Origin of the sequence: Roseibacillus persicicus (assembly GCF_014651675.1) — a bacterium.
Classification (GTDB): domain Bacteria; phylum Verrucomicrobiota; class Verrucomicrobiia; order Verrucomicrobiales; family Akkermansiaceae; genus Roseibacillus; species Roseibacillus persicicus.
This window is the reverse complement of the sequence record NZ_BMXI01000005.1, coordinates 159776-183761: the sequence shown is the minus strand read 5'-3', so window position 1 is coordinate 183761 and position 23986 is coordinate 159776. Positions and strand designations below refer to the sequence as shown.

The window sequence follows — 23986 nt, the reverse complement described above, 5'->3', positions numbered from 1 at the left end:
TCTTGATGTTTTTTACTCCATGTGCCGTGGCTGGCTACATGGTCTACCCCTACATCAATGGAGACAAGTTGCAGCAAGAGAACGGTGGGCCGCAGTTCGCGGAATTAAATATCGTCCTCCTCAATTCCGTCTCGAAAAACGAAATTGTTGGTTCCTGGGTCCTGAGCCCGCGCTCTACCGGACTGGTTTCCAATTCTCTGGGCACCTCCGGTCGTCGCGCCGGAATCTCTCTGGAAGCTTGGGGAGGAGGTCACGCCAACTTCGTAATTGGCAATCGCCACATCGAGGGCCCTATCGCCTGGTCCTCCCAACCCGGTGTCGGACGCGCTCCCGCGACTTTGCACATCAGCTCCGCAGACGATAAGTTTGTTCTGCGCTTTTCCAAACTCGACGACCATCTCGTCCTCATCGCGGAATCCGACTCGGTGGTCCCCGGCAAGAAGGACCACATCCGCTTCTTGAAGGCGAGTTGAGAAAAAGAGTGAATTTCCACCCGTTCGGAACCACCCTGCTTCCATGAACGTTGTCGAGGCCTTCCTCTCTCCCGCGAGTCCTTCCCTCAAGATCTGTGGCGTCACTTCTCCTACTGATGCCCAAGGCCTCATCGACAAAAAAGTTCCCGCAATCGGCATCAATTTTTGGCCAAAATCAAAACGCTATTGCTCGCCCGACGAAGCCCTTGAATTCCTGCCCGCTCTCCGAGGACAAATCGCCAGAGTCGGAGTGTTCGTCAACAATGCCCGCCAACTCGCCCCCGACCTTCTGGCAGCCAAGGCGATCGATCTCGTTCAGCTTCACGGAGACGAAGACGATGAAGAACTCATTGGATTGTTAGCCCAAGACGTCCCAGTCATTCGCGCGCTCTCCCTGCAATCCTCGGATCACCTCCCCTCGGTAGTAGGTCACTATGAGAATCTATTGGCCAGCCATCCCGGAACCCTGGCCCTCTTGCTCGATGCCCATGCTCCGGGTGTCTATGGCGGCACAGGCGAAACGATCGATTGGGAACAGGCCGGCGAATTCATCCGCCTGGCCTCGCCCCTTCCCGTCCTGCTGGCGGGCGGAATCGTCCCGGAGAATGCCGCCAAAGCCCTCCGCCTCACGCGTCCCGCCGGCCTCGATGTGGCCTCGGGGGCGGAAAGCTCGCCGGGCGTGAAGGACTTTGAAAAAGTCTCCCAACTCCTCGTCGCCACCCAAACCGCCAACCCGCTCCCGTGAAGCTCTTTCTCGTCTTTCTCGGCGGGGGTTTAGGCGCCGTCGCCCGCTTCACCCTGACGAAAGCGATTAGCGATTGGGCTGGCATTCGCTTTCCCTGGGGAATCCTCACCTGCAACCTGCTAGGCTGCTTTCTCATCGGGTTGGCCGCTGGTCATGCGAGCAAGTCCGCCCCCGATTGGTTCGGCCCTCTGCTCATTGTCGGCTTTCTGGGCGGCTTCACCACCTTCTCTACCTTTTCCAACGATAGCTTGTCGCTCATTCGGAGTGGAGAAGCCTCACTGGGGCTCATCAATATCCTCGCCTCAGTCATCCCGGGCGTCCTCGCAGTATGGCTGGGCCTTCGCCTCACCGGCTCGTGAGAACACCGCTACTCGGGCTGCCTGGTGAAGACGCTCCAATCCACTTCGCGTTCATCGAGCTTTTGCAACTCACACTCGTAGACCGCATCCTCATTATGAGGATCCAGCTCTGCGGCCAGTTCAACAAAACACTCTCCCACGAATTGATTCCCCTCGCCCTTTTGCTCTTTCAGAAGGCGTCCTCGGGTAAGAAGCAGCCGCGCAAACACGGGCCGCGAATAATCGGCACTTTTTTTCTCGGGCAAAATCCCCCGACCAAGCTGATGATTCGCGACCACAGCAGAGCGATTGCGCGGTGAGAGATTGAGCGCCAATCCGATAAGCCTACGCACGCTCTCCATCACTATCTTATCAGTAGGCTTGGCATGGGCACTCTCTATCGAAAAGCGGGTCAAAGTGGTCGCATATTCGTCCCGCTCTTGGGCCAACATAGCGAAATCGCCAAACAAACTTTTTTTCACTATCAGCGGTTTGTATGCTATCTGGACCTGTTGATCATCAACAGGATCTGCTGCTACAGAAAACATCATCAACACCAATATCAGAGCTTGCATACAAATGCGGGCCATGAAAAGAGTGTGCGCTCAAACGACCGCTCCGCCAAGTGACAACTCTCTCAAAATCACAATTGCGTAACCTTGCTCGCAACACTCTCAACCGTGTGCCAGCCGAAGAGCGCAAAAGCCGTTCGGCGATGCTGGTTCACAATCTTTCCCAATACATCAAGAGCCGGTTTCCCAACGCCCGCCATATCGCCAGCTTTTCAGCTCTTCCCTATGAGCCTGACCTATCTCTTCTGCATAATCTCCTGCCTGACAAGCAGCTCTGCTACCCACTAGTCAAAGACGAAGAAGACATGCACTTTCATCTGGTGACCGAGCCTACCACTTTGAAGGAAGGTTCGTTCAAAATTCTCGAGCCCAACCCCCAGGTTCACCCCCCAGTCGACCCCGATGTATTGGACCTCATTCTCGTCCCCGGTCTGGCTTTTGACCTAAGAGGAAATCGTCTGGGCCATGGCGCGGGCTACTACGATCGCTTTCTCTCGCTTATCCCGACGATCCCTAGCATCGGAGTCACCTACGGCTCCCAATTGCTCCCCGAAGTTCCGACCGAACCCCATGACCACGCCATGGCCTATCTCGCTTCGGATCGCGGTGTGATACCCATCTAGCAGCAAAGCGCCTCGACAGGCTCCGTTACTCCATTCTCCTCCGCCATCTCGACCATCAGATGGGCAAAGACCGGATGCGAGAAATAGCGCTCCATTCGATCGGGAAAGACAGTCACCACCACTGAGTTTTCCGGAAGCAATTCCAAAGAACGCAAGGCCGCCTGCAGATTGAGCCCCGAGGAAGGCCCCACCGGAAAGCCAAGCTTCCAAAGCTTCTTGGTCACTTCCAGGCAATCGCCATCAGCCACCGGAAGCTCGACCAACTGAGGATTGGTCTCCTTCCAATCGCTGTAAATTTTCGAGCAGCCATCAATCACCCCCGGAACCTTGCGCGAGAATTCAAGCGAGCAGCACTCCACACAAGACGGCATCCCCTCCCCGCACTTGGGAATCGCCGCCACCGCCAGGGGAGAACAGCCCGCCGCGGTCAATCCCTGGTGCAAGCCCACCAAACTCCCCCCCGTGCCGACCCCGGACACCACCGCATCCACCCGGTGATAAGGCAGCTGGGCTAGTATTTCGCGCGCCGTCTCATTACAATGCGCTGCGGTGTTATCCGGATTCTCAAACTGACAAGCGGCAAAGGCACCCTCGCGCTCCGCAAAGGCCGCCGCCTGCTCAATCACCTCCGGCATCGTTCCTTCAACCCGCCGAACCTCGCCCCCGTATGCCCGAATCATCAACGCTCGCTCGTTGGTTGCGGAAGACGGGATGAAAGCCAGAAAGCGAAGCCCGAGCTGGGCACAGGTCTGGGCCAACGAAATAGAGGTCGAGCCCGAAGATGCCTCCACTACCAAGTCCCCACGCTGCAGGGCTCCCCTCCGCAACGCCTTGGTCACGATGGTCCGCGCGATCCGGTCCTTGGTCGATCCAGAAGGATTCAGAAATTCCAGCTTGCACCAAATCACCGGCTCCCCCTCCCCCAGCTGAACCGGCACCAAAGGAGTCGGAGGCAGATGGGCTAAGAATTGATTCGGCGGACACGGACTCGGAAAAGGCAAATTCACATAGGCATAGTGACAACCGATTCCCTATTCGTCGAGGAAGCAATGTGAAAGACTCGTTTGCTGACAGTGCGGCTCACTTTGCCTGCAAGCGCGCCCCAGAGACCATGACAACGGACTTTGTGAAAAATTTCACAAAGTCCTTGCGAGTCGGGCTGTCTTGCGGCCTTATTTCTGAGGCAAATTAGGCATGAGCGATTCCGCGACCACCACTTACGAGGCCCCCGATTCAGCAGCCCGCACGGCTACTGCAATTGAGGATTATCAGGCCGAGACCACAGACCTCCTCGGCGAAAAAATGGTTCTCAACATGGGGCCGTCCCACCCGGCGACCCACGGGGTGTTGCGACTGATCCTGGAACTCGACGGCGAGGTCATTACCAAGGCGGACCCCGACGTGGGTTTCCTCCATCGCGGTGATGAAAAGATCGCCGAGAACATGCACTACAACCAGTTCGTCCCTTATACCGACCGGCTGGACTACCTCGCCCCCCTCGCCAACAACGTGGCTTACGCCTGTGCGGTCGAGAAGCTGATGGGCTGGGAACTGCCCCCCCGTGGCCAGGCCCTGCGCGTGCTCTGTTGCGAGCTCGCCCGCATCTCCGCCCACCTTTTGGGCATCGGTGTCTGCGCGATGGACGTGGGAGCGATGACCGTTTTCCTCTACACCTTCACCGAGCGCGAAAAGATCTACAACCTCTGCGAGCAGCTCACCGGGGCCCGCTTCACCACCTCCTACACCCGCGTGGGCGGCCAGCTGCGCGATATGCCTCCAGGCTTCGAAGAGCAGTTGCGCAAGTGTTTGGGTGAGTTCGAAGAGAGCCTCGACGAAGTCTCCAAGCTCCTCGACAAGAACAGCATTTTCATGGGCCGCATGGTCGACATCGGCGTCATCTCCAAGGAAGACGCCATTTCCTACGGCATCACCGGCCCCAACCTACGCGCCTCCGGCGTTCCCCGCGACCTGCGGAAGGACAACCCTTACCTGGGTTACGAGCAATACGACTTCGATGTCCCCATCGCGGACGAAGGCGACTGCTACGCCCGTTACCAAGTCCGCATGGAAGAGGTTCGCCAGTCCATCCGCATCATCCGGCAGGTGCTCGACACCATGCCCACCGGCCCCATCAACCTCATCGACCCCAAGGGCACCCTCCCCAACAAAGAGCGCGTCCTGATGAGCATGGAGGAACTCATCCACCACTTTATCGTCTCCACCCAGGGTCTCGAAGCCCCGGCGGGAGAAGTCTACTTCGGAGCGGAAAATCCGAAGGGCGAACTGGGCTTTTACATCTGCTCGAAAGGCGGAGGAGTCCCCTATCGCCTCAAGATCCGCAGCCCGTCCTTCATCAACCTTTCCCTCCTCGACGAGCTTCTCCCCGGCCACATGGTCTCAGACATCCCCGCCATACTCGGGTCTCTGGACTTCGTGATGGGCGAGTGCGACCGTTAAGCCTTTTGATTTTAGCCGCAAAGATGCACAAGAACCGCAAAAATGAAGGAACAGGAGATTTTTCAGCTCTGCGACAGAGTCAGAGAAACCTCCTTCGCTCTCCATTGCTTTCTTAAACATGGGCTTAAAGAAAAGATTTATGAAAATGGACTCGCTCATCGACTCACCAAGCAAGGCTACGCTGTCACCCAGCAAGGTCAGCTTCAGGTCTTTGATGAAGACGATTTTCTATTGGGTAACCTGGAGATGGATCTTGTCGTCGAGAACGAACTCATCATCGAACTCAAGGCCGTCAAAAACCTCACGAACGAACATGTGGCCCAACTCCTTGGCTATCTGCGCGCCACCCGTAAAGAGCACGGGCTCCTCATCAACTTCGGAAATCCAAAGCTCCAAATCAAAAAATACGTCCTCTCCAAAGACCTCTGATTTTTCCCACGCCGGTCCGTCCTTTTTGTGGATTTTGCGTCCTTTTTGCGGCTAAAAACTTACACTGCCATGTCCAATAGCATTCTCGAAAAAAACATCGCTTCACCGGAGACCCCCGGCTCGAAATTCTTCCCTCCCTTCGCGGCCGACGACGAATTGAACGCCAAGGCAGATCGCTGGATCAGCCACTACCCCGAAGATCAAAAGCGTTCTGCCGTTCTGATGCTCTTGCATGATGTTCAGCACAAGTTCGGCTACATCAGCGCCGAGTCCATTGATTGGGTTGCCGGCAAGCTCGATATCGAACCGATCAAGGTCGTCGAAGTGGTCACCTTTTACCCCGGTCTTCGCCAAAGCGCCCCCGGCAAATTCCATATTCGCGTCTGCCGCACCCTTTCCTGCGCGATGGCAGGCTCTTACGAACTCATGGACAAGCTCTGCGAGCTCACCAAGATCGACCGCAACCAAGCGACGCACGAGAATCCCATCGCAGTCTCCCCCTGCGGGAATTACTCGATCGAATTCGCCGAGTGCCTCGCCTCCTGTGGCACGGGACCTGTGTGTCTCGTCAATGATGATTTCCACGAGGCCATTCCTGCCGAAAAGGCGAACGAACTCCTCGCCAAGTATCCCTCTAATTCCTAATTGCCATGTCCATTCAATACAAAGAAGGCAAAGAACCTCTCGCGCAAGAGCACCGTCTCATCTTCCGCAACATCGACCGCTCCGACTGGGATCCCTCCATGGAGCGCGCCTTGCAGGACGGCTACTATGAGCAGATGAAGAAGGCTCTCACCATGGAGCCCAAAGCCATCACCGATGAGGTCAAGAAGTCAGGCCTGCGTGGGCGAGGCGGAGCAGGCTTCCCGACCGGCGTAAAGTGGGGCTTCATCCCGCCCAACAACACCAAGCCCGTCTACCTCATTTGCAACTGCGACGAGTCCGAGCCCGGCACCTTCAAGGACCGCTACATCGTCCATCAGGACCCGCATCAACTCCTCGAAGGCATGATCATCTCCGCCTTCGCCGTAGGCGCTCACGTTGCATACATCTACATTCGAGAAGAATTTCCCGCCGCCGCCCATATTATTGAAAAGGCGATCGCGGAGTGTCACGAAAAGGGTTTCCTCGGCAAGAATATCCAGGGCTCCGGCTTCGACCTCGAAATCCACATTCACCGTGGAGCGGCCGCTTACATTTGCGGCGAAGAGACCGGCCTCATTGAATCCCTCGAGGGCAAGCGCCCTTACCCACGGATCAAACCTCCCTATTTCCCCGCCGCCCTCGGCCTCTACATGGCTCCCACCATTGTGAACAATGTCGAGTCTCTTTGCCACGTGAAGCACATCCTCGAGATGGGAGGCGACGAGTATGCCAAGCTCGGCGTTGCCCGCAACACCGGCACCCGGATCCTTTGCGTTTCTGGAGACGTCAAGAAGCCCGGCTACTTTGAAGTCGAAGTGGGCAAAGTCACCATGCGTGAGTTGCTCTACGACATGTGCGGAGGCCCCAAAGATGGACGCGAGTTCAAGGCGGTCATCCCCGGTGGCTCATCGTCCAAGATTCTTCGTTGCGACGAGACCTTCAAGATTGGGCGCGGTGACGATGCCAAGGACCTCGACTTTTGGGATATCCAGATGGACTTCGACACCCTTGCGGCCTGTGGCTCCATGGCCGGATCCGGTGGAGTGATCGTGCTCGACGACTCACGCAAGATTTCCTGGGTGCTCAACAACATCAACCACTTCTACGCTCACGAGAGCTGTGGCCAGTGCACCCCTTGTCGCGAAGGCAATGGCTGGATGAAAAAGGTCTCCGACCGCATCGCCTCCGGCAAAGGAACGCCCAACGACATCGACACCCTCGAGTCCATCGCCTACCAAATCGACGGCCGCACCATCTGCGCCTTTGGAGAAGCCTCCTCTTGGCCCGTGGAAGCCATCATCGCGAAATACCGCGACGAGCTCCTTGCGGAAACCAGCGAGGCCAACGTCGTGAAATCCGCCGAGCAACTCGAGCGCGAGAAGTTCCTTCAGCCTGTCTAGAGACAAGCGTGAAGGTCACGAAACTGAAGAACGGCTTTCAGAATTTAAAAACAATCGGGATGAGCTCTGCGTAGCTTTCCCGATTTTTTCATTTCCGCTTCTCTCTCCATTCACAAAGACCGGCCAAGGTTTCGAGCAATGACTATTCCGACGCAAGACCTTCGCAAGAATCTGCAGTTCTGGAGCCTTCACTGCTCCATCACTGCCCTGCCCAGCTTCCTTATGGCGGGCGTTTTTCTCGAGCTCTTCCAATCAGTTTTCTCCGTGCTGGCGATGCTAACGGGAGTTCTGATTTTCATTCTCGGATACTCTCTTGTTTCCACCTTTGTCCCCACCCTCAACAACCGGAATTCCCTCTTTTCGCGGGCCCTCGCCATCGCGCTCAAGCTGCGCATCGCAGTGACCGTTCTGGGGCTCCTCGCCCTTTGCCTCCCTATCCTCTTCCTGTTGCATCCCGACTACTACGCGGGCCTGTTCGCCAAGGCTCTTCTGGAGTCGGCTTACTCACTGGTCTCCCAGTCCAGTTACTACGACCTGGCCCAGAGCAACGACTTTTTCGCCATCCTGCTCTGGACTCTCACCGAGGGAGTCATCCTCTCGTTCCTCCTCATCTTTGTCTCCTTTTTCTGCCTGATTCTCGTCAACCGACGACAGAATCGAGTGCTCCCCTTCACCACCAGCCAGCCTTCTAACAACCCCTCGTCGGAACAGTCTCCCTGAGCTTTTTCGGCATCCCCGCCACCACTAGATCGTAGGAATGCTCGATGAGCTCGCGCACCAATTTGCCCGGCAGGGTTCCGTCGAAGCGGAGGGTGTTCCAGTGCTTCTTGTTCATGTGGTAGCCAGGCAAAATCGCTTCCCACTCGTCGCGCAACTCGAGGGCGCGCTCGGGATCGCACTTCAGGTTCATGCGCCCTTCCTCTCCTTCCAAACCTGCGGTCGCAAACATCTTGCCAGCGACCTTGTAAACGAGCACATCGGGCCCGAACGGGGTTGTCTCTTCCGCCGCCGGCAGGGAAAGGCTATATTCAATCGCGTCCTGTAACTCCATCACCTGCCAACCTAGATAAATTCATGTCCAAAGACCATCATCAACTCATCGTCATCGGCGGTGGGGCCGCCGGATTTTTTGGAGCCATCGCGGCGGCGGAACAAGGGGTCGAGCGGGTCTTGATTCTGGAAAAATCAAAGGAGGTTCTCACCAAAGTCCGCATCTCGGGCGGAGGCCGGTGCAATGTCACCCACGACTGCCTCGACCCCCGCGAGTTGGTCAAAAGCTATCCCCGCGGGCACCGGAGCTTGCATGGGCCGTTCCATCGCTTCCACGCCGCCGACACCATTGCTTGGTTCGAGGACCACGGCGTCACTTTGAAAACCGAGACCGACGGACGCATGTTCCCGAGCAGCAATACCTCCGAGACCATCGTCAACTGCCTGACCAATGCAGCCAGACAATCCGGAATCGAGGTGCGCACCCGTTGCAAAGTGACAGGGCTCAAGGCCCTTGCCGAAGGGGGCTACGAGATTCTGTTAGATGATGGCGCATCTCTCACCACCCGCCACGTCCTCATCGCCACCGGCGGATTGCGCGGAGCGGAAGCCCGCGAGACGGTGCGGGATGCGGGCCACGAATTCTCGACCCCAGTCCCCTCCCTTTTCACCTTTCACATCGACGACGCCCGTCTGGCCGACTTGCAGGGAGTTTCCGTTCCCAGCGCCACCGTTTCCGCCATGGGCCAGAAGATGGTGGGGCCCGTCCTGATTACCCATTGGGGATTGAGCGGCCCCGGAATCCTCCGTCTTTCCGCCTGGGCCGCGAGAGAATTCGCGGAATGCCGCTACCACTTCACGCTCCTCGTCAACTGGACGGGCTCGTTGCGCAGCGACGAAGTGGAAATTATTCTGGCGAAAGAACGGAAAGCCAACAGCACCCGCAGCATTCGCAAACGCTCGCTGATAGAAGGCATCACCATTCGCTTTTGGGGACGACTTTGCGAAGCCGCAGGCATCGAGGACGGACAAACCTGGGCCAACCTAACCAAGCAACAGACCCAAAACCTAATCAACCAACTTTGCGCAGCTGAATTTCAAGTCACCGGCAAGAGCACGAACAAGGACGAGTTCGTGACCTGCGGCGGCGTGCATTTGAAAGACCTCAATCTGAAAACGATGGAAAGCAAAGCGCACCCGGGCCTCCACTTTGCGGGCGAAGTTCTCGACATCGACGGCATCACCGGCGGCTTCAACTTCCAAGCCGCCTGGACCACCGGCTACCTCGCGGGCAGCGCCATCGCAGAAAGCGAGCAGGCACACCCCTGTCCCTGATTCGCTCCGGTCGGTTCCTTCTAACTAAAAGACCGCGAGAGCTCTGGAAAATCCGAACCGTTCTCTCGCGAGTGGGGTGGAGGTCTCGTCCACCCATTCCGTCGAGCCACAAGTGGACGAGACGTCCACTCCACCAGCATTCCGCGAGCTCACATCTCAATCGCCCTACCGCTAGAGCGGGCGGCAGAGGACGAAGGGAGAGATGACGAGCGCCTCGAACTGGGTGTCCGTCCCCTCCCACTGAAAGGCATGCAGACCTTCGATTTTCACCAAGTCACCGGTCTTCAACCAGCCCTTGACGGCTTCGGAATCATCTTTCGCCATCGCTTGTCCCACCACCGTCATGTCGACTTCGGGATCGACGAAGAAGAGACAATCGCGCTCGAAATGCGGCTTCAGATAAGTCCAATCGACCTCGCCCTTAAACTTGGCGAGCTTTTCCTCGTCGGACGAATTGTCCTCCCCGATGAGGCCGTACTTCATTCCGCCTGATTGTGGTTCATCTCCAGAAATCATCTCGCCGCCTTCTTAGACCACGCTCCAAGGGAGATCCAGTAAACTGAGAAAGAATGGCGAGCTAGACCGCACCCAACACCCGCAAATCGAAAGTTCCTTTCGCCAAGGTCCCTCCACCCAAAATTCGACACCGCAATCCGCCTCGCCCGCGCAAAAACTCCTCCACCCCGGGCGCACAAGCCTCGTCCATCCAATAGCAGGGGCTGGCTTCTTCACTGCCGGAGAATTCCAAATCACCAATCGCGAATTGCTGCCCAATCAGCGAATTGAGGTCGACCCCGCTCACGATGACATTGCGTCGAAACTCACTCGCAGGCAGCTCGGGGAGGGCGAACTTTTCTTTCACCGCCAACCAAATCGACTCTTCGAAAAACGTGATCTGCCCTTTGAAATCCTCTTTGTGGTTGAAGTAGCGGTCTCCCACGATTCCGCTGCCGGCCACCAGCTCCACCTCATCGCAATCGACCACTCCATTGTCCTCGCGGCCCAAACCATGGCGCCCGCGAAAATCATGCCCGGGGGACACGAAGATGTGCTTCACTTCCAGAGGATGGCCGTCGCTTTTCATGCCGTAAAGAAAACCCAGTTCTCGCAAAAATGAACTTCTAATTCGTGGAAACTTCGCCTCCTCCCACCCTTCGCAAGATTAAGAACTGACAAGGCCGCCCTCTTGGTCGATAAATTCCCGAGTGTCGGCGATTCTTGTCCAAAACCTCTATCGATACTTCGGCCAGCTGAAGGCGGTCGATGGCATCTCTTTCGAAGTTCCCCATGGTTCGGTTTGCGGATTCGTCGGCGCCAATGGTGCGGGCAAAACCACCACCATGCGCATTCTCGCCACCCTCGACTACCCCACCATGGGCACCGCCGAGGTCTGCGGAATCAACGTCGTCCACCACCCTGACAAGGTGCGCTCCCTCATCGGTTGGATGCCGGATCACTTCGGCAATTACGACAACATGACGGTGCTGGAGTATCTCGACTTCTATGCGCGCGCCCTGGGTTTCAAAAACGAGGAACGCCGCAACCGCATTCAGGAGGTCATGGAGTTCACCGACCTCGGTCCCCTTGCCGACCGCCTTTCCAACAAGCTTTCCAAAGGACAAACCCAGCGGCTCGGACTCGGGCGCGCCCTGCTGCACGATCCCCAGATCCTCATCATGGACGAGCCCGCCGCAGGACTGGATCCCAAGGCCCGGGTGGAGCTCAAGCATCTCATTCGCATTCTCGCCGAAGAGGGCAAAACCATTTTCATCTCCTCCCACATTCTCTCCGAGCTCGGCGAAATGTGCGACTCCCTGCTCTTCGTCAATGGCGGTCGCATTGTTCACCACGGCGACGCCGATTCCCTCAAGATGGGCTCCGACGCCACGGGTGGAGTCTACTACGATATCCAGGTCGTCAACCGGCCCGAAGCGGTTGCGGACTGGGCGGTGCTCAATCCCGACGTGGAATTCATCGAGTCCCGCAAACGGGGCGGCCGCATCCGCATCAGTTCCGCCGACCCCGAAAAAGCAGCCGAAATGCTGCGCCGCATGGTCAAGGACGGGCTGCAAATCATTGAGTTCCATCGCGAAGAGCGAAATCTGGAAGACGCCTTCATCGACATTCTCAGCCGCATCGACCAAGGCGAGACGGCGATTCAGATGCCTAATGTAAAAAATTAGCCGATTTTCTTCCAAGAAGGAGGCTTCACATACGTTTATTCAATGAACCTAAGGGTCTACTTGCTGCTTGTCAGATGGACCTTGAAGTTCTTTCTTTAAGGAAAGCCAATTATGAGTCTTCACGCCCAACTTACTCCCGAAGCAGCAGAGCGCCTGCGTGCGCAAAAGCGCAACTCGACCCTCACAAGCTTGCTAATTTCCATTCTCACGATCGTGCTGATTGGAATCATTCTCGGCATCTGGGCAATGGCCTCCATCGTGGTCGATCAGCCTGATATCGTCACCTACAAGGGCTCTTCCAATAACGACGACACATTGGAGAAAAAGGAAATCAATCCTTCCATCCAGCGCAAACCTTCCGCGCCCTCTTCCGCAATGGCCAAAGTCATCGCGGCGAATACCACCAGCCCCACTGCCATTCCAGTTCCTGATGTGGATGTCCCTCTCCCCTCCAGCGACTTCGGCGACGGCGACGATTTTGGTGCCGGTTGGGGAACGGGTGGCGACGGCGGCGGCGGTGGCTTCGGCAATATCCCCGCCGACATGCGCAAGCGCTGTTCCAAGGCAGATCGTCTCCAACGTTTGGCCGAAAATGGCGGAAACGAGCAATGCGAAGAAGCAGTCATGAAGGCTCTCCGCTGGCTGAAAACCAAGCAGAAGCCCAACGGCAGCTGGGGCAGCGAGAAGCCAGTGGCGATGACTGGTCTGGCCCTGCTGGCCTACCTCGGTCACTGTGAAACCCCTCTTTCGGAAGAGTTCGGCGAGAATGTGACCAATGCCATGGTTTTCCTCGTGAACAACAACATGAAGCAGAATGGCAAGTCCGCTTCCGACCTTCAGGACAAGCACTGGTGCTACGAGCACGCCATCGCCATGTATGCCCTTTCCGAGTCCTACACTTTCTGTAAGCAGCTCAAGATCGAACACGTCGTTCCTCAGCTTGGTGAAGCCGTGAAGGCCGGCACCGAGTGGATTATTGATAACCAAACCAGCGCCGGTGGTTGGGACTATGCTTATAACACCGCTGGCCGCCCTGGCGATTCCTCCATCGTTGCATGGCACTTGCAGGCTCTCAAAGCTGCTTCCGCTACCGGAACCAAATTCTCAAAAATCAAGGGAACCGTTTCAGATGGACTCGACTTCTTGGAAAACACTCAAGCCAAGAACGGTGGCTTCGGCTACGGTTTCAATAAGAAGCCTGTCGGAACCTCCGGTCACTTCACCCTGACCGGTGCCGGAGCTCTCTGCTTCCAGCAGCACAAGGGAGCGTCCAACTCCAAGGCACGCGCTGGCATTAAATATATCGACGAGAACTCCAAGTTCAATTTCGCCAACCGCGAAGCCAATCTCTACGAGCACTACTACAGCAGTCAGGCCATGATTAACCACGGTGGCGAGCAGTGGAAGAGATACAACAAGCTCTTCCGTGATGAACTCATCAAGAACCAGAGAGACGATGGCAGCTGGCCAAACCCCGGCGGTCAAGGTAGCCACGGCGACCCCGTCTATACCGTTTCCCTCGCGACTCTCATGCTGGAAGTTTACTACCGCTTCCTTCCTGGAACCGGAGGCAAGTAATCCATCGCTGCGATTAACTCATTTTTCAAAAGGCTCCTTCGGGAGCCTTTTTTGTGGGCAGCATTCTCGCCCTTTCGGAAAGCTCAAGTGGCAATGGCGCGCTTCCTCTTCGTCGAAAGCACTTTCCTCTTTGACTCACCACTTGCTCAAAGACCAAGGATCAAGCGATTCCTCCCCCGCAACAAGATCCTCGTCAGCTGAAGGATGGATGAAAGCGGGTTCTCTAGAAATCGCGCCGGGCGAAGATCCAGCCTCCCATCCCCAGCATAACGACTTGAAAAAGGGCCGAGGGCAGGAGAATCTCAACTACAGACATCCGCTTCTCGGCCTCAATCTGAGCTTCTCTCATAATCCCCTCCTCCGGCACTTGGGCTCCAATACCGATCAACGAGACCCCGGCGAACTCGCCCAATTCATCATCGAAAATCAAGAAACGTTTGGTCAGTAAAGTCGTCTTGCGGGGCTTTGGCAGCACCCAGGTTGACTTCCGAATGAGGTTGTAATAGCGGAGATGATCTTCGGGAACTTCTTGCTTTTCCCCCGTGTCGACGAGCTCCAAGCCCTCTTGAACCAGACCCGCATTGGCATTCCGAATCCGCGAGTAGAAACCAAGCTCGGTGAGGTGAACCAGGAAACACACGCCCCAGAGCATCATGGTAGCAAGCAGGGCAAAGAGGGTGGAACGAGTCCAGACCCCGACAAAAACCGCAAAGGAATAGAGGATGCTGTAGACAAACGTGAGCAAAGGAACCGCCAGAAAGACCTCCCACTTCCAAACCTCCGCCCGCAAGCCCAGAGCTAGGAATACAATGAGACAAAACAAAGTCAGCGGTGCAGCCATGAATCCCAGCATCCCCAGATACTTGACGAAGAAAATTTTCCAACGGGAAACCGGCTTGGACAACACCGTCTCGATCGAACCCTCCTTCATCAGCTCGGGAAAGACCGAGCAGCTTGTTAGAATCGAAAGCAATACCGCCAGAAAACCCAACCAATGCGGGATGATGAAGTTGGTGAAGAGCAGGATATAGAACATCTTGGACAGCTCCGTTCCCTCTACCAAAAGCTCATTTCGCGCGACTTGAAACCAAAGGAAGGTTGCTCCCTCCTCATTGAAGCCAATCGACGCGTAAAGCAGTCCCACCACCAGCGAGATCCCGACGACAATCCAGAACAGTTTGCGGGCGCGGAGGAGCTTCAAGGAGTCTCCTAGAATAGTAAGCGTTTCTCTCATTTCAAAGCAGGTGGTTGTGGGCTTCTTGCCGCCTTGGGTGCGGCTCCCGGGGTATCGGTTCCGACGGCCTCCATGAAGACATCTTCCAAGCTCGCCGACTTCCGGACCAGCCCCTCGATGACCACGCCCCCTGCCCGCAGCTGGTCGAGCAAAGGCATGACTTCTTCAGCAGCGGCAGTGGCTACGACCAGATCCCCGGCCTCCCAGCGTGTGCCATCATTGACAAAGGATTGCTTGAAAACGGAATCAATTTTTCCGCAGGAAATGCGATACTCGACCTGGCGCCCCGTCAAATCCTTGAGCGCACCTTCGAGCTTAATCTCGCCCTTGGAAAGGATCGCCACCCGGTCGCAAACCATTTCCAACTCCCCCAGCAGATGGCTATTCACGAAGACCGTCTTCCCTTCTTTTCGCAACTCCTCCAGCAATAGGCGAAAGTCGCGTCGACCGGCGGGATCGACACCATCCGTAGGCTCATCGAGAAAGATCACTTCCGGATCATTGATGAGGGCCTGCGCGATGCCAACCCGCTGCTTCATTCCCTTCGAAAAGCCACCGACCTTTTTATTCTGCCAATCACCCAGTCCCACCCGCTCGAGCAGAGTGTTGGCTCTCCCGCGAGTGACAGCCGGTTGCATTCCGCTCAATCCGGCCGCCATATGCACGACCTCACGAGCTGTTAGATATTCTGGAAAGCGGGCATGCTCCGGGAGATAACCCACCCGCTTCAGGGTTGGCTTGTGCCCAACTGCCTCCCCGAGAAAGGTCCCCTCACAGGCGGTGGGCCGAATGATGGTGGTGAGAATCTTGACCAGAGTGCTTTTTCCAGCCCCATTGGGTCCCAGCAGCCCGAAAATCGTCCCCCTCGGTACCTGAAGATCAACCCCTCGCAGAGCCTCCACCCCTCCGCGATAGACTTTGCGCACTCCCTTCAAATCCAGCACCCATTCACTCATGTCCCAATGTATGAGAGAAGATGCCTTCGCCGTCAATTTTCGAACCAGAACCAAAAGATGGGCAAAGGTAACAATAGCGCCACATCCGCCAAAACCCGCAGCAAGCGAGCCGAGAGACGGGCTCGAAAATGGTCCAGGCTCAATAGGCCTGCAGAGGCCAACAACATGGAGTAGTAAAAGGGCTTGTGGTAGTCGTGCCAGAAAGTGGCTGCCAGTAGCGAGATGAAGCCAATGATCAGCAGTGGCAAAGTCAGCAGGAAGTCTCGCACCTCGAGATCTTCGCCCGCGATCTCCTCCCTTTCCCAAAGGTCAATGGCATTGAGATTCATCAAACAAAGAAAAGCAAAGCCCAGAGCCTCGAAGGATCCCATCATGGCGAACACCCCTTCCGAGGTATAGAAGTGGGCCCCGATTGCCGTTCCAAAGGCAAAAGTCAGGGCCGCCAAAGCATTCTTGAAGAGCACCGAATCCATGCCGTTGCCACTTCGTTGGCTAACAACGAAGTAACAGGCGGTCAAAAAGACCACGATGAAGCCGTGGGTCAAAAGAGCATGAGCCAGCGCCGCCAGACTAAAAGGAAAGCCCCTGGGCCAATCCCACACCAAGGCCACCGGAACCCCCAGGACAAATCCGACCAGACACGCCACCGCGACCGCCGCCACCAAGACCTTGAAGATCTTCCGGTGACGCCAATGGAACTCGTGACGTTCCCGCAATTCGGGATCCTCATTGGCGGCATCCCGCAGGCGATCCACCACATAGATGAGCCACACGGCTCCCGCCAGGAGCCAGTAGACAAAAGGATCCTGATACTTAACGTAGTAGAGACGCGAGAACATCCAAAGCCAGGCCACCGCCACCAATGGAGCGTCCAAGCTCAACAGGTTTGGCCACTGCCACCAGGGTATCCGGCTTTTCTCCACCAAGGGGAAATGTCCCAAACAGGCGAGAAACTCAAGCGCGGAGTCACTCTACTCATGACAAGAAGCGCGCAAACCAAGCGCTAGAAAGAATTGAGCAAGAGGGTGCAAGCCCCTCATCCCACCATCTTCAACTCCTCGACCCATGGCGGAATCGCACATCCGATGCTGTCGGCCATCGCGCGAAGAAGCTCGGCCTCGCGGCTGGAAAGCCTTTCATCGGCTGCTACCGAACGGGTGCATGCCTGCAAGAGGTCCCGCTTGACGAGAGGAGACGCCAACTCCAGACGCTCCAGCGCTTGACCGATTTCCTTGAGCGAAATCTTGTCTGGCGGCAAGAGTGACCCCGAAGTGATTTCCAGGCGTTCGAACCCTTCGGCAAAGGAAGCGGCCGGATCGGGGTTCAAGTGCGCAAAGGCAGAAAGAAGCACCTCGGCCTCGGACGACAAGTCCTTGAGATGATGGTAGCGGATTCGGCGAACTCCATGACGTCCAAAGTGCCCGTCGAGGTGATGCTCGATCAGCCTTTGCAGCATGAATTCGAAGACGTCCACCCGGCCATCACTGCTGATCAACTCCCGCGTGATCCCCACGAAACGTTCGTATTCGATGCGAGAAAGATTTCGCAACGTCGGAACCGCCAGGTCGATGAGCGCGATTTTGCGGGCCGAATGCGACTCGCCCAACTCTCTCTGCCAGCGGAGTGCCAGCTCGGCAGCAGCCTCACCTGCATCCCGCTGCAGGAGCGCGACCTCCCCCCGTCGCATGTGCTGATCCTGAGCGAGAAGAAGACCGAAGATCAAAGACTGTGCTTCATCGCGATGATGCACCGCACTCTGCCACTCGATCGGAAGGTCCTCTTTGATACGTCGACCACGCTCGTGGCTCACCCGGGCCGGGTTGCTCAAACCGCCACTCTCTCCACTTGAGAAGCCCGAAACACGCGAGTCCGTCCCCGCGCTCGCACGACTGGACTTTTCCGCAATGGCGGGGATCTCCCCATCCGCGAACTTGCCATCCCAGTCTTTCTGAATCCGGCTAATTCGCAGCGCCAGAGGCGGATGGGTGGCAAATCCGAAAGCGAACATCCCGCCGTCGGCAAAGAAGCAGTGACTGGCTTCCGAAGCCTTGGCCGTCGCAATCTTCGAGCCCTCGCTACCAATCTTCATCAGCGCACCCGCCAAACCTTCTGGCTCCCGGGTGAACTGAACGGCGGAGGCATCCGCCAAAAACTCCCGCTGACGGGAAACCGCTGCTTGCAAGAAACGCGCAAAGAACACGCCGATTCCTCCTATGATCATCAAGCCCACCCCCACAGCGAGGATCGCCAGCAGGATGGCACCGCCTCCATTGTTATCGCGATTATTCCCACCGACTCTCACGAAGCGCAAGCTCTCCAACAAACCTCGCCCCATGATTGAGAGAACCACCAAGCCAAAGATCCAGCCGATGAGCCGCATGTTCAGCTTCATATCTCCATTGAGAATGTGCGAGAACTCGTGCGCTATCACCCCCTGAAGCTCCGACCGGTTCAGCCGCATCATACAACCCCGGGTCACCCCGATGGCCGCATTGCCTGGCTCCGTCCCCGCCGCGAAAGCGTTGATGCCCTCCTGATCGTCCATCACATAGACCTGGGGCACTGGCACCCCGGAGGCGATCGCCATCTCCTCCACCACGTTCAGCAATTTGCGCTCCTGGCTCTCGGTGGTTGACGGGTCGACCAGACGTCCGCCCAGATCCCGGGCGACAACCCCTCCCCCTCCTCGCAGCTGCATGGCCTTGAAGCCACTCGCGACGAAGATCAGAGCCCCCGAGCCCAGTCCGATGAGAATTTGTAGCTCCAGCGGCAATGCTCCACCCAGCAGAATCCCCACCCCCCACGACAGGAGGCTGACAGAAATCACCACCCCAATGACACACAGTAGAAATAACCACAGCAACCAGCCGGTCTTTTTACGTGCGTCGTCTTGTGCTTCGAAAAAGTCCATCGAGGCAGATTAGTCGAACTTCACGTCGACGCGGTCACGCTCACCGGGCTCGCTCACTTCGAACAAGACCGCTGGACCGAAGTTAAACATGTTGGCGATGAAGCTGGTGGGAAAGCTCTCACGCTTGGTGTTGTAACTGGTCACCGCATCATTGTAGGCCTGACGGGAAAATCCGACCTTGTTCTCCGTGCTGGTGAGCTCTTCCTGCAGTTGCAACATGTTCTGGTTCGAGCGCAACTCGGGATAACTTTCGCTCAAAGCAAAGAGACGTCCCAAGGAACCGCCCAAGCCTCCTTCTGCCACACCCAGGGCGGCCACTGCATCCGCGCTTTCAGGACTGGCTCCGGAGCGCGCGCTTTCGGCCGCATTACGGGCCTGAATCACCGCCTCCAAGGTTTCGCGCTCATGCTTCATGAAGCCCTTGGCTGTTTCCACCAAGTTGGGAATCAGATCATGGCGACGCTTCAACTGGACATCGATTTGTGCGAAACCATTGCGGTAACGATTTCGCGAACTCACGAGGCCATTATACTGCGCCATCAGCCAAAAACCGACCACCGCGATGAGGCCGACGACAATGAGAATTACGATCAGTGCTTCCATAGAGCTGGAAATTAGCAAAGACCACTCGCTTGGCGATTACAAAGAGAGCCTCCGGTTGGAAGCCGCTCATTTGCCCTGCTCAGTTCGAAGGCGCCTACCAATCAAATATCCAGCACCCGGAAGCAGCGAAAGGAGGAAAAACGGCTCATCCGTGCGACCTCATTTTCATCTCGCCGCGCTGAACTCTCCCGCTGGGCGAGCATGGAAAACAGCGCTCCAATCAGGGTGAGCAGAGCGATGGAAAGACCCGCCAGCCGGCGGCCTCTCTCCGAACATATCGCAGTGAACCCGGTTTTCCTGCTTTGGGGTGCAGGAATTTCCTGTTCACCACAAGGGCGAGCTTTCTCGTTCATTGATTTCATGACCACATTCTCATCTGAAAAAAAGCTTCCCGGGGGGGATTTCCTGCAAGCGGGAGGCTCCAAGCAGGAGGGGAATGAATCGCGGGAACCCAGTTTTTGACTCAACTGTCTTAGGCAGTCTGAAAGTTGGAGATGCTTTTGGAATAGTCGTCCTCATCCACCGTCTCGAAGGCCGTCTTGTGCCGATGGGATTCGGTAATCGGAAGAACTCGCTTTGACTTCATTCGCTCGTGGGTGGAATTCTCCATCAGAATCCCCTGATTGAGAGTGAGGAAACCGGTGAGAGCAGACATCGATCCAGTAGTCATCAACACCCCGGAATCTTTCCCCAACACCATCAGGACCACTGCCCCGAACAACTGGAGCACACCTACTGCCATGAGAAGGAAGGCCGCTTTCCCCGCGTAGTGCATGGGAGAATCACGAAATTTCTTTAGAAAACTGACAGTGGTCATATCCATCACACCGATGGCGATGCGTCCCCAGCCATACTTGCTCACACCATGCAGCCGGGGATGATGCTCCACGACAATTTCGCCCGTCTTATAGCCATTGAAGGACGCCAAGGACGGCACCATCCGGTGCATATCGCCATACATTGGAATGCTTTCCAAGACCTCTGCCCGATAGGCCTTGAACCCGCAATTGTGATCGTGGAGGTGGACATCTACCAAACGGCTCAACACTGCATTGAAGACCCTACTGGGCAGGACCTTGTGCCAGGGATCGTGGCGCTTCTTCTTATACCCCGATACAATATCGTAGCCCTCCTCGAGCTTCTCGAGAAAGCGGGGAATCTCCTTCGGGTCGTCCTGCAGGTCGGCGTCCATTGTGAACACAATGTCACCTTTGGCCTCGCGATACCCTAGGGCAAGGGCATCGGCTTTGCCACGATTGTGGCGGAAACGGAACGCGCTCACATTCTCGGAGTGGACATAGGCCAGATTGAGCATCACGTCCCAGGAGGTATCGGAGGAACCGTCATCAATGAAGATGACCTCCCATCGCGAGCTCACTTTTTCGGCCTGATTCTTAATCCCCTCGAAGAGGGTGGCCAGGGTTTTTTCTTCGTTCATCGCAGGCACGATGAAACTGAGGGATGGCTTCTTTTTCTCGGTTGATCCGAGCATGTGGATGTTGTTGTCGGGAACAGTCTTCATATCTATTTGGATATAGCGCTCAGCGAACGGGATGTGGGATGGTCTGCTAAACAATTTGGATAATGACGATATTAAGACATCTTTACAAGTTGCCTTTTTGAAAGGAATTGTTAGACGCCGCAGACTTCACTGATTTACAGTCATTTACACGCCGAAAAAAAATGCAACAAAGCATCAGCGTTCAGCCAAGAACACTCAAAATAGTGCAACAAAGCGCAATTATGACACTATTAATCAACCTTCTCACAACAACCGAAAACTCAGGTTCCGAAAGCCTTTGCGACCTTTCAGGAGAGGTTTTCAGGCCCGAAACTCTCGGGCAAAAGCTCACCCAAGGTCATGAGTTTCCGGATTCCCTCCGGACCCGCAATTGCAATAGGTGTTTCCGCTATCGAAAACTCACGGATTCGTTGGCGACATCCACCACAAGGAGTGCATAGCCCCTCTCCTCCCCCGACTACAGCAATCGCTCGAATCCGTCTCGCCCCCGAGGCGACCATTGCGGCAATGGCTGCCGTCTCGGCGCAGATTCCATTGGGATAAGCCGCATTCTCGACATTCACCCCGGTATGGATTTCACCCTTTTCATCCAAGACTGCCGCTCCTACGAAAAAGTTCGAGTAGGGAGCATGGGCCATCGGGCGAATGGCGATTGCGGCCTCGGCGAGAGCAGACAAGGAATCAGGGGAAACGGCAACTTCCGGCATCACACCACCAAACTCCCGCTCCAGCCCATCGATAGCAATCGAAAAAGCTGCTAGGATTCTAGAATCACTTTCGTAGAGTGCAGCATGCAATTACCAATCCGTCCGCTGGCTTGTCTAGCGATTGCGACCAGCGCTGCCTTTGCCGCCGAGCGTCCCAATATCCTTTTCCTCTTTTCCGATGATCACGCCTGCCAAGCCATCTCGGCTTACCCCGGGGGAATTCTTGACGATTTGGCCCCCACTCCCTCCATCGACCGCATCGCCAAGGACGGCCTTCTCTTCGAGAATAGTTTCTGCACCAACTCCATCTGCGGACCATCCCGGGCCAGCATCCTGACGGGCAAGCACTCCCACCTCAACGGGTTCCTCGATAACGGGACTCAATTCGACGGCTATCAGCAGACCTTCCCCGTTCTCCTGCAGGAAGCGGGCTATCGCACCGCCATGATCGGCAAGTGGCACCTCGGAACCAATCCGGTCGGCTTCGACCACTGGGAAGTCCTGCCCGGACAAGGCTCCTACTACAATCCCGATCTCAAGCAAATGGATGGCGAGCTGAAGCGCTATCCCGGCCACTGCAATGACGTGGTCACCGACATCGCCCTCGACCAATTGAAGAAAAGCAAGGACTCCGACAAGCCCTTCATGATCATGGCCCAATACAAGGCGCCTCACCGAAATTGGTCTCCCGCCCTTCGTCACGTCAACCTCTTCGACGACGTCACCTTTCCCGAGCCCGACAGCCTCTTCGACGATTACTCCAATCGTAGCGAGTCCTTGAAAGGCCAGACCATGAGCATCAAGAACGACATGTATTGGGGCCACGACATGAAGTTCCACGGCGAGTCCGCCTACCCCGAATACTTCGCCAAGGGCCTACCGAATGGAGAATACAGGCGCATGACCGACGAGCAAAAAGCCGCTTGGGACGCCGCCTACGAGCCTTTGAACAAAGAGATCCTCGCCAAAATCGAAGCTGGCGAAGTCACCGACAAGGAAGTCCTCCAGTGGAAATACCAGCGATACATCAAAGACTACCTCCGCTCCATCCGCTCCATGGATGAAGGCATCGGCAAAATCCTCGACGAACTGGAAGCAAGCGGCCTGGCCGACAACACCATCGTCATCTACTCCTCCGACCAAGGGTTCTACCTGGGCGAACACGGTTGGTACGACAAGCGCTGGATGTTCGAGGAGTCCTTCAAAATGCCCTTCATCATCCGTTGGCCCGGCGTCATCAAGCCCGGCACCACAACCAAATCCCTTATCCAGAACATCGACTACGCCCCGACCTTCCTGGAAGTCGCGGGCGCAGAAATCCCCTCCGACATTCAAGGAAAGTCCCTCGTGCCCATGCTGAAGGAATCCGGCAAGGAGCCCGCTGACTGGCGCGACAAACTCTATTACCGATACTACGGCGAAGCGGTCCACTCGGTCGCCGCCCACGACGGCATTCGCACCGACCGATACAAGCTGATGTATTTCCCTGAAACCGAAGAATACAACCTCTTCGACCTCGTCAACGACCCTCAGGAAATGAAGTCCGTCCACGACGACCCTGCAATGGCCCAGATTTTCGCGGAGATGAAAAATGAACTGGTTGCCACCCGCGATGAATACCGCGCGAGCACCGCAGTGATTCCAGTCGACCGCAATCAGGAGGACTGGTGGAAAAAGCGCCAGAAGGCAAAAAACAAACAAGCTGCTGAAGCCAAACACGACCTCATCTTCATCGGCGACTCCATCACCCAAGGATGGGAAGGAAAAGGCAAAGCGGTTTGGGAAAAATTCTACGGCGACCGCAAGGCTCTCAACCTCGGCTTCTCTGGCGACCGGACTGAACACGTCCTCTATCGACTCGATCGTGGAAACCTCCGCGGCCAACAGAATGCCAAGGCGGCCGTCATCATGATTGGCACCAACAATACCGGTCACAGCCAACAAGATCCGGTAGAGACCGCTGACGGGATCTCCCGCATCGTCTCCATCGTGCGGGCCCGTTGTCCGAAGGCTCAGATCCTCCTCCTCGGAGTCTTTCCCCGGGGAGAGCAACCCGACCACCCGATGCGCAAGCTCAATGTCGAAATCAACAAGCTCATCGCCAAACACGATGGCACCGAACGTGTGCACTTCCTCGACATCGGCGAAACCTTCCTCGACGAGAATGGAGTCCTTCCCACAAGCGTGATGCCCGACTCCCTCCACCTCAACGAAGAAAGCTATCAGCTCTGGGCCGAAGCCATTGAGCCCAAGCTAAAAGAACTCGGCCTTTAACGAAAGGTTCG

At 56.3% G+C, this 23986-nt stretch carries 25 protein-coding genes; 13 read left to right on the top strand and 12 right to left on the bottom strand.

The window, feature by feature from the left end; genetic code table 11:
- Positions 1-5: 5 nt before the first annotated feature.
- From IE099_RS07620 to crcB, 3 genes are read left to right on the top strand one after another with little or no spacing between them, the layout of a single operon-like run.
- Positions 6-473, top strand: coding sequence for a hypothetical protein (locus IE099_RS07620; protein WP_189569173.1), 468 nt, complete (start codon positions 6-8; stop codon positions 471-473).
- Between the two features lie 43 nt (positions 474-516).
- Positions 517-1218 carry a phosphoribosylanthranilate isomerase gene (locus IE099_RS07615; protein WP_189569172.1) on the top strand — a complete coding sequence of 234 codons (702 nt, stop codon included), beginning with the start codon at positions 517-519 and terminating at the stop codon, positions 1216-1218.
- On the top strand, positions 1215-1577 hold the full coding sequence (gene crcB, locus IE099_RS07610) for a fluoride efflux transporter CrcB (RefSeq protein ID WP_189569167.1): 363 nt from the start codon (positions 1215-1217) through the stop codon (positions 1575-1577). Before IE099_RS07615 ends, crcB begins: the two co-directional genes overlap by 4 nt.
- Positions 1578-1585: 8 nt before the next feature.
- On the opposite strand, the gene IE099_RS07605 is transcribed toward crcB, so the two are convergent.
- On the bottom strand, positions 1586-2146 hold the full coding sequence (locus IE099_RS07605) for a hypothetical protein (RefSeq protein WP_189569165.1): 561 nt from the start codon (positions 2144-2146) through the stop codon (positions 1586-1588).
- 59 nt (positions 2147-2205) lie between these two features.
- Here IE099_RS07605 and IE099_RS07600 point away from each other — a divergent pair, with 59 nt between their 5' ends.
- A complete protein-coding gene (locus tag IE099_RS07600) occupies positions 2206-2751 on the top strand; it encodes a 5-formyltetrahydrofolate cyclo-ligase (RefSeq protein ID WP_189569162.1) in 546 nt (181 codons plus the stop codon).
- Here the strand turns inward: IE099_RS07600 and IE099_RS07595 are convergent.
- A complete protein-coding gene (locus tag IE099_RS07595; RefSeq protein ID WP_377047511.1) occupies positions 2748-3752 on the bottom strand; it encodes a PLP-dependent cysteine synthase family protein in 1005 nt (334 codons plus the stop codon). The genes IE099_RS07600 and IE099_RS07595 overlap by 4 nt on opposite strands.
- Positions 3753-3945: 193 nt before the next feature.
- Here IE099_RS07595 and nuoD point away from each other — a divergent pair, with 193 nt between their 5' ends.
- The 5 genes from nuoD (at position 3946) to IE099_RS07570 (ending at position 8402) form a co-directional block, all read left to right on the top strand.
- On the top strand, positions 3946-5208 hold the full coding sequence (gene nuoD / locus IE099_RS07590) for an NADH dehydrogenase (quinone) subunit D (RefSeq protein WP_189569157.1): 1263 nt from the start codon (positions 3946-3948) through the stop codon (positions 5206-5208).
- 42 nt (positions 5209-5250) lie between these two features.
- A complete protein-coding gene (locus IE099_RS07585; protein ID WP_189569155.1) occupies positions 5251-5637 on the top strand; it encodes a GxxExxY protein in 387 nt (128 codons plus the stop codon).
- A 69-nt stretch (positions 5638-5706) separates the two neighbouring features.
- Positions 5707-6282 carry an NADH-quinone oxidoreductase subunit NuoE family protein gene (locus IE099_RS07580; RefSeq protein ID WP_189569152.1) on the top strand — a complete coding sequence of 192 codons (576 nt, stop codon included), beginning with the start codon at positions 5707-5709 and terminating at the stop codon, positions 6280-6282.
- Between the two features lie 5 nt (positions 6283-6287).
- Positions 6288-7682 carry an NADH-quinone oxidoreductase subunit NuoF gene (gene nuoF / locus IE099_RS07575; protein WP_189569149.1) on the top strand — a complete coding sequence of 465 codons (1395 nt, stop codon included), beginning with the start codon at positions 6288-6290 and terminating at the stop codon, positions 7680-7682.
- Positions 7683-7820: 138 nt separating this feature from the next.
- Positions 7821-8402 (top strand): hypothetical protein, encoded by a 582-nt coding sequence (locus IE099_RS07570; protein ID WP_189569145.1) that lies wholly within the window; start codon positions 7821-7823, stop codon positions 8400-8402.
- Here IE099_RS07570 and IE099_RS07565 read toward each other — a convergent pair.
- Positions 8371-8733, bottom strand: a complete 363-nt coding sequence (locus IE099_RS07565) for an MmcQ/YjbR family DNA-binding protein (protein WP_189569142.1) — start codon at positions 8731-8733, stop codon at positions 8371-8373. The genes IE099_RS07570 and IE099_RS07565 overlap by 32 nt on opposite strands.
- Before the next feature lie 23 nt (positions 8734-8756).
- On the opposite strand from IE099_RS07565, the gene IE099_RS07560 reads away from it, so the two are divergent.
- Complete coding sequence (locus IE099_RS07560) at positions 8757-10007, top strand: BaiN/RdsA family NAD(P)/FAD-dependent oxidoreductase (RefSeq protein WP_189569139.1); 1251 nt, start codon at positions 8757-8759, stop codon at positions 10005-10007.
- Between the two features lie 171 nt (positions 10008-10178).
- On the opposite strand, the gene IE099_RS07555 is transcribed toward IE099_RS07560, so the two are convergent.
- A complete protein-coding gene (locus IE099_RS07555; protein WP_189569136.1) occupies positions 10179-10490 on the bottom strand; it encodes a DUF2288 family protein in 312 nt (103 codons plus the stop codon).
- A gap of 94 nt (positions 10491-10584) precedes the next feature.
- On the bottom strand, positions 10585-11091 hold the full coding sequence (locus IE099_RS07550) for an MOSC domain-containing protein (protein WP_189569133.1): 507 nt from the start codon (positions 11089-11091) through the stop codon (positions 10585-10587).
- Between the two features lie 121 nt (positions 11092-11212).
- On the opposite strand from IE099_RS07550, the gene IE099_RS07545 reads away from it, so the two are divergent.
- Positions 11213-12190 carry an ABC transporter ATP-binding protein gene (locus IE099_RS07545; RefSeq protein WP_229809437.1) on the top strand — a complete coding sequence of 326 codons (978 nt, stop codon included), beginning with the start codon at positions 11213-11215 and terminating at the stop codon, positions 12188-12190.
- A gap of 111 nt (positions 12191-12301) precedes the next feature.
- Positions 12302-13768: a prenyltransferase/squalene oxidase repeat-containing protein gene (locus IE099_RS07540; protein ID WP_189569131.1), complete on the top strand. Its 1467-nt coding sequence runs from the start codon at positions 12302-12304 to the stop codon at positions 13766-13768.
- Between the two features lie 223 nt (positions 13769-13991).
- Here the strand turns inward: IE099_RS07540 and IE099_RS07535 are convergent, their stop codons facing one another.
- The 7 genes from IE099_RS07535 to cdd all read right to left on the bottom strand — a co-directional run bounded on the left by IE099_RS07535 (position 13992) and on the right by cdd (position 21701).
- Positions 13992-15002 (bottom strand): ABC transporter permease, encoded by a 1011-nt coding sequence (locus IE099_RS07535; RefSeq protein ID WP_189569128.1) that lies wholly within the window; start codon positions 15000-15002, stop codon positions 13992-13994.
- Entirely contained in the window at positions 14999-15958 is a 960-nt protein-coding gene (locus IE099_RS07530) for an ABC transporter ATP-binding protein (RefSeq protein WP_189569125.1), read from the bottom strand. Before IE099_RS07530 ends, IE099_RS07535 begins: the two co-directional genes overlap by 4 nt.
- Positions 15959-15990: 32 nt before the next feature.
- Complete coding sequence (locus IE099_RS07525) at positions 15991-16833, bottom strand: hypothetical protein (protein ID WP_189569122.1); 843 nt, start codon at positions 16831-16833, stop codon at positions 15991-15993.
- A 161-nt stretch (positions 16834-16994) separates the two neighbouring features.
- Complete coding sequence (locus IE099_RS07520; protein WP_189569119.1) at positions 16995-18869, bottom strand: M48 family metallopeptidase; 1875 nt, start codon at positions 18867-18869, stop codon at positions 16995-16997.
- Between the two features lie 9 nt (positions 18870-18878).
- Complete coding sequence (locus IE099_RS07515; RefSeq protein ID WP_189569117.1) at positions 18879-19472, bottom strand: LemA family protein; 594 nt, start codon at positions 19470-19472, stop codon at positions 18879-18881.
- A gap of 472 nt (positions 19473-19944) precedes the next feature.
- A complete protein-coding gene (locus tag IE099_RS07510) occupies positions 19945-20994 on the bottom strand; it encodes a glycosyltransferase family 2 protein (RefSeq protein ID WP_189569114.1) in 1050 nt (349 codons plus the stop codon).
- Between the two features lie 287 nt (positions 20995-21281).
- Positions 21282-21701 carry a cytidine deaminase gene (gene cdd / locus IE099_RS07505; protein WP_189569111.1) on the bottom strand — a complete coding sequence of 140 codons (420 nt, stop codon included), beginning with the start codon at positions 21699-21701 and terminating at the stop codon, positions 21282-21284.
- Positions 21702-21785: 84 nt separating this feature from the next.
- On the opposite strand from cdd, the gene IE099_RS07500 reads away from it, so the two are divergent.
- Positions 21786-23975: a sulfatase/phosphatase domain-containing protein gene (locus tag IE099_RS07500; protein ID WP_189569107.1), complete on the top strand. Its 2190-nt coding sequence runs from the start codon at positions 21786-21788 to the stop codon at positions 23973-23975.
- Positions 23976-23986: the final 11 nt, after the last annotated feature.

Coding starts and splice junctions, on each gene's coding strand:
- IE099_RS07555 (WP_189569136.1), bottom strand. CDS start 10,490: ATGAAGTACGGCCTCATCGGGGAGGACAATTCGTCCGACGAGGAAAAG.
- IE099_RS07550 (WP_189569133.1), bottom strand. CDS start 11,091: ATGAAAAGCGACGGCCATCCTCTGGAAGTGAAGCACATCTTCGTGTCC.
- cdd (WP_189569111.1), bottom strand. CDS start 21,701: ATGCCGGAAGTTGCCGTTTCCCCTGATTCCTTGTCTGCTCTCGCCGAG.
- IE099_RS07585 (WP_189569155.1), top strand. CDS start 5,251: ATGAAGGAACAGGAGATTTTTCAGCTCTGCGACAGAGTCAGAGAAACC.
- nuoD (WP_189569157.1), top strand. CDS start 3,946: ATGAGCGATTCCGCGACCACCACTTACGAGGCCCCCGATTCAGCAGCC.
- IE099_RS07620 (WP_189569173.1), top strand. CDS start 6: ATGTTTTTTACTCCATGTGCCGTGGCTGGCTACATGGTCTACCCCTAC.
- IE099_RS07530 (WP_189569125.1), bottom strand. CDS start 15,958: ATGAGTGAATGGGTGCTGGATTTGAAGGGAGTGCGCAAAGTCTATCGC.
- IE099_RS07510 (WP_189569114.1), bottom strand. CDS start 20,994: ATGAAGACTGTTCCCGACAACAACATCCACATGCTCGGATCAACCGAG.
- IE099_RS07515 (WP_189569117.1), bottom strand. CDS start 19,472: ATGGAAGCACTGATCGTAATTCTCATTGTCGTCGGCCTCATCGCGGTG.
- IE099_RS07605 (WP_189569165.1), bottom strand. CDS start 2,146: ATGGCCCGCATTTGTATGCAAGCTCTGATATTGGTGTTGATGATGTTT.
- nuoF (WP_189569149.1), top strand. CDS start 6,288: ATGTCCATTCAATACAAAGAAGGCAAAGAACCTCTCGCGCAAGAGCAC.
- IE099_RS07520 (WP_189569119.1), bottom strand. CDS start 18,869: ATGGACTTTTTCGAAGCACAAGACGACGCACGTAAAAAGACCGGCTGG.
- IE099_RS07500 (WP_189569107.1), top strand. CDS start 21,786: ATGCAATTACCAATCCGTCCGCTGGCTTGTCTAGCGATTGCGACCAGC.
- IE099_RS07570 (WP_189569145.1), top strand. CDS start 7,821: ATGACTATTCCGACGCAAGACCTTCGCAAGAATCTGCAGTTCTGGAGC.
- IE099_RS07560 (WP_189569139.1), top strand. CDS start 8,757: ATGTCCAAAGACCATCATCAACTCATCGTCATCGGCGGTGGGGCCGCC.
- IE099_RS07580 (WP_189569152.1), top strand. CDS start 5,707: ATGTCCAATAGCATTCTCGAAAAAAACATCGCTTCACCGGAGACCCCC.
- IE099_RS07540 (WP_189569131.1), top strand. CDS start 12,302: ATGAGTCTTCACGCCCAACTTACTCCCGAAGCAGCAGAGCGCCTGCGT.
- IE099_RS07615 (WP_189569172.1), top strand. CDS start 517: ATGAACGTTGTCGAGGCCTTCCTCTCTCCCGCGAGTCCTTCCCTCAAG.
- IE099_RS07565 (WP_189569142.1), bottom strand. CDS start 8,733: ATGGAGTTACAGGACGCGATTGAATATAGCCTTTCCCTGCCGGCGGCG.
- IE099_RS07535 (WP_189569128.1), bottom strand. CDS start 15,002: ATGAGAGAAACGCTTACTATTCTAGGAGACTCCTTGAAGCTCCTCCGC.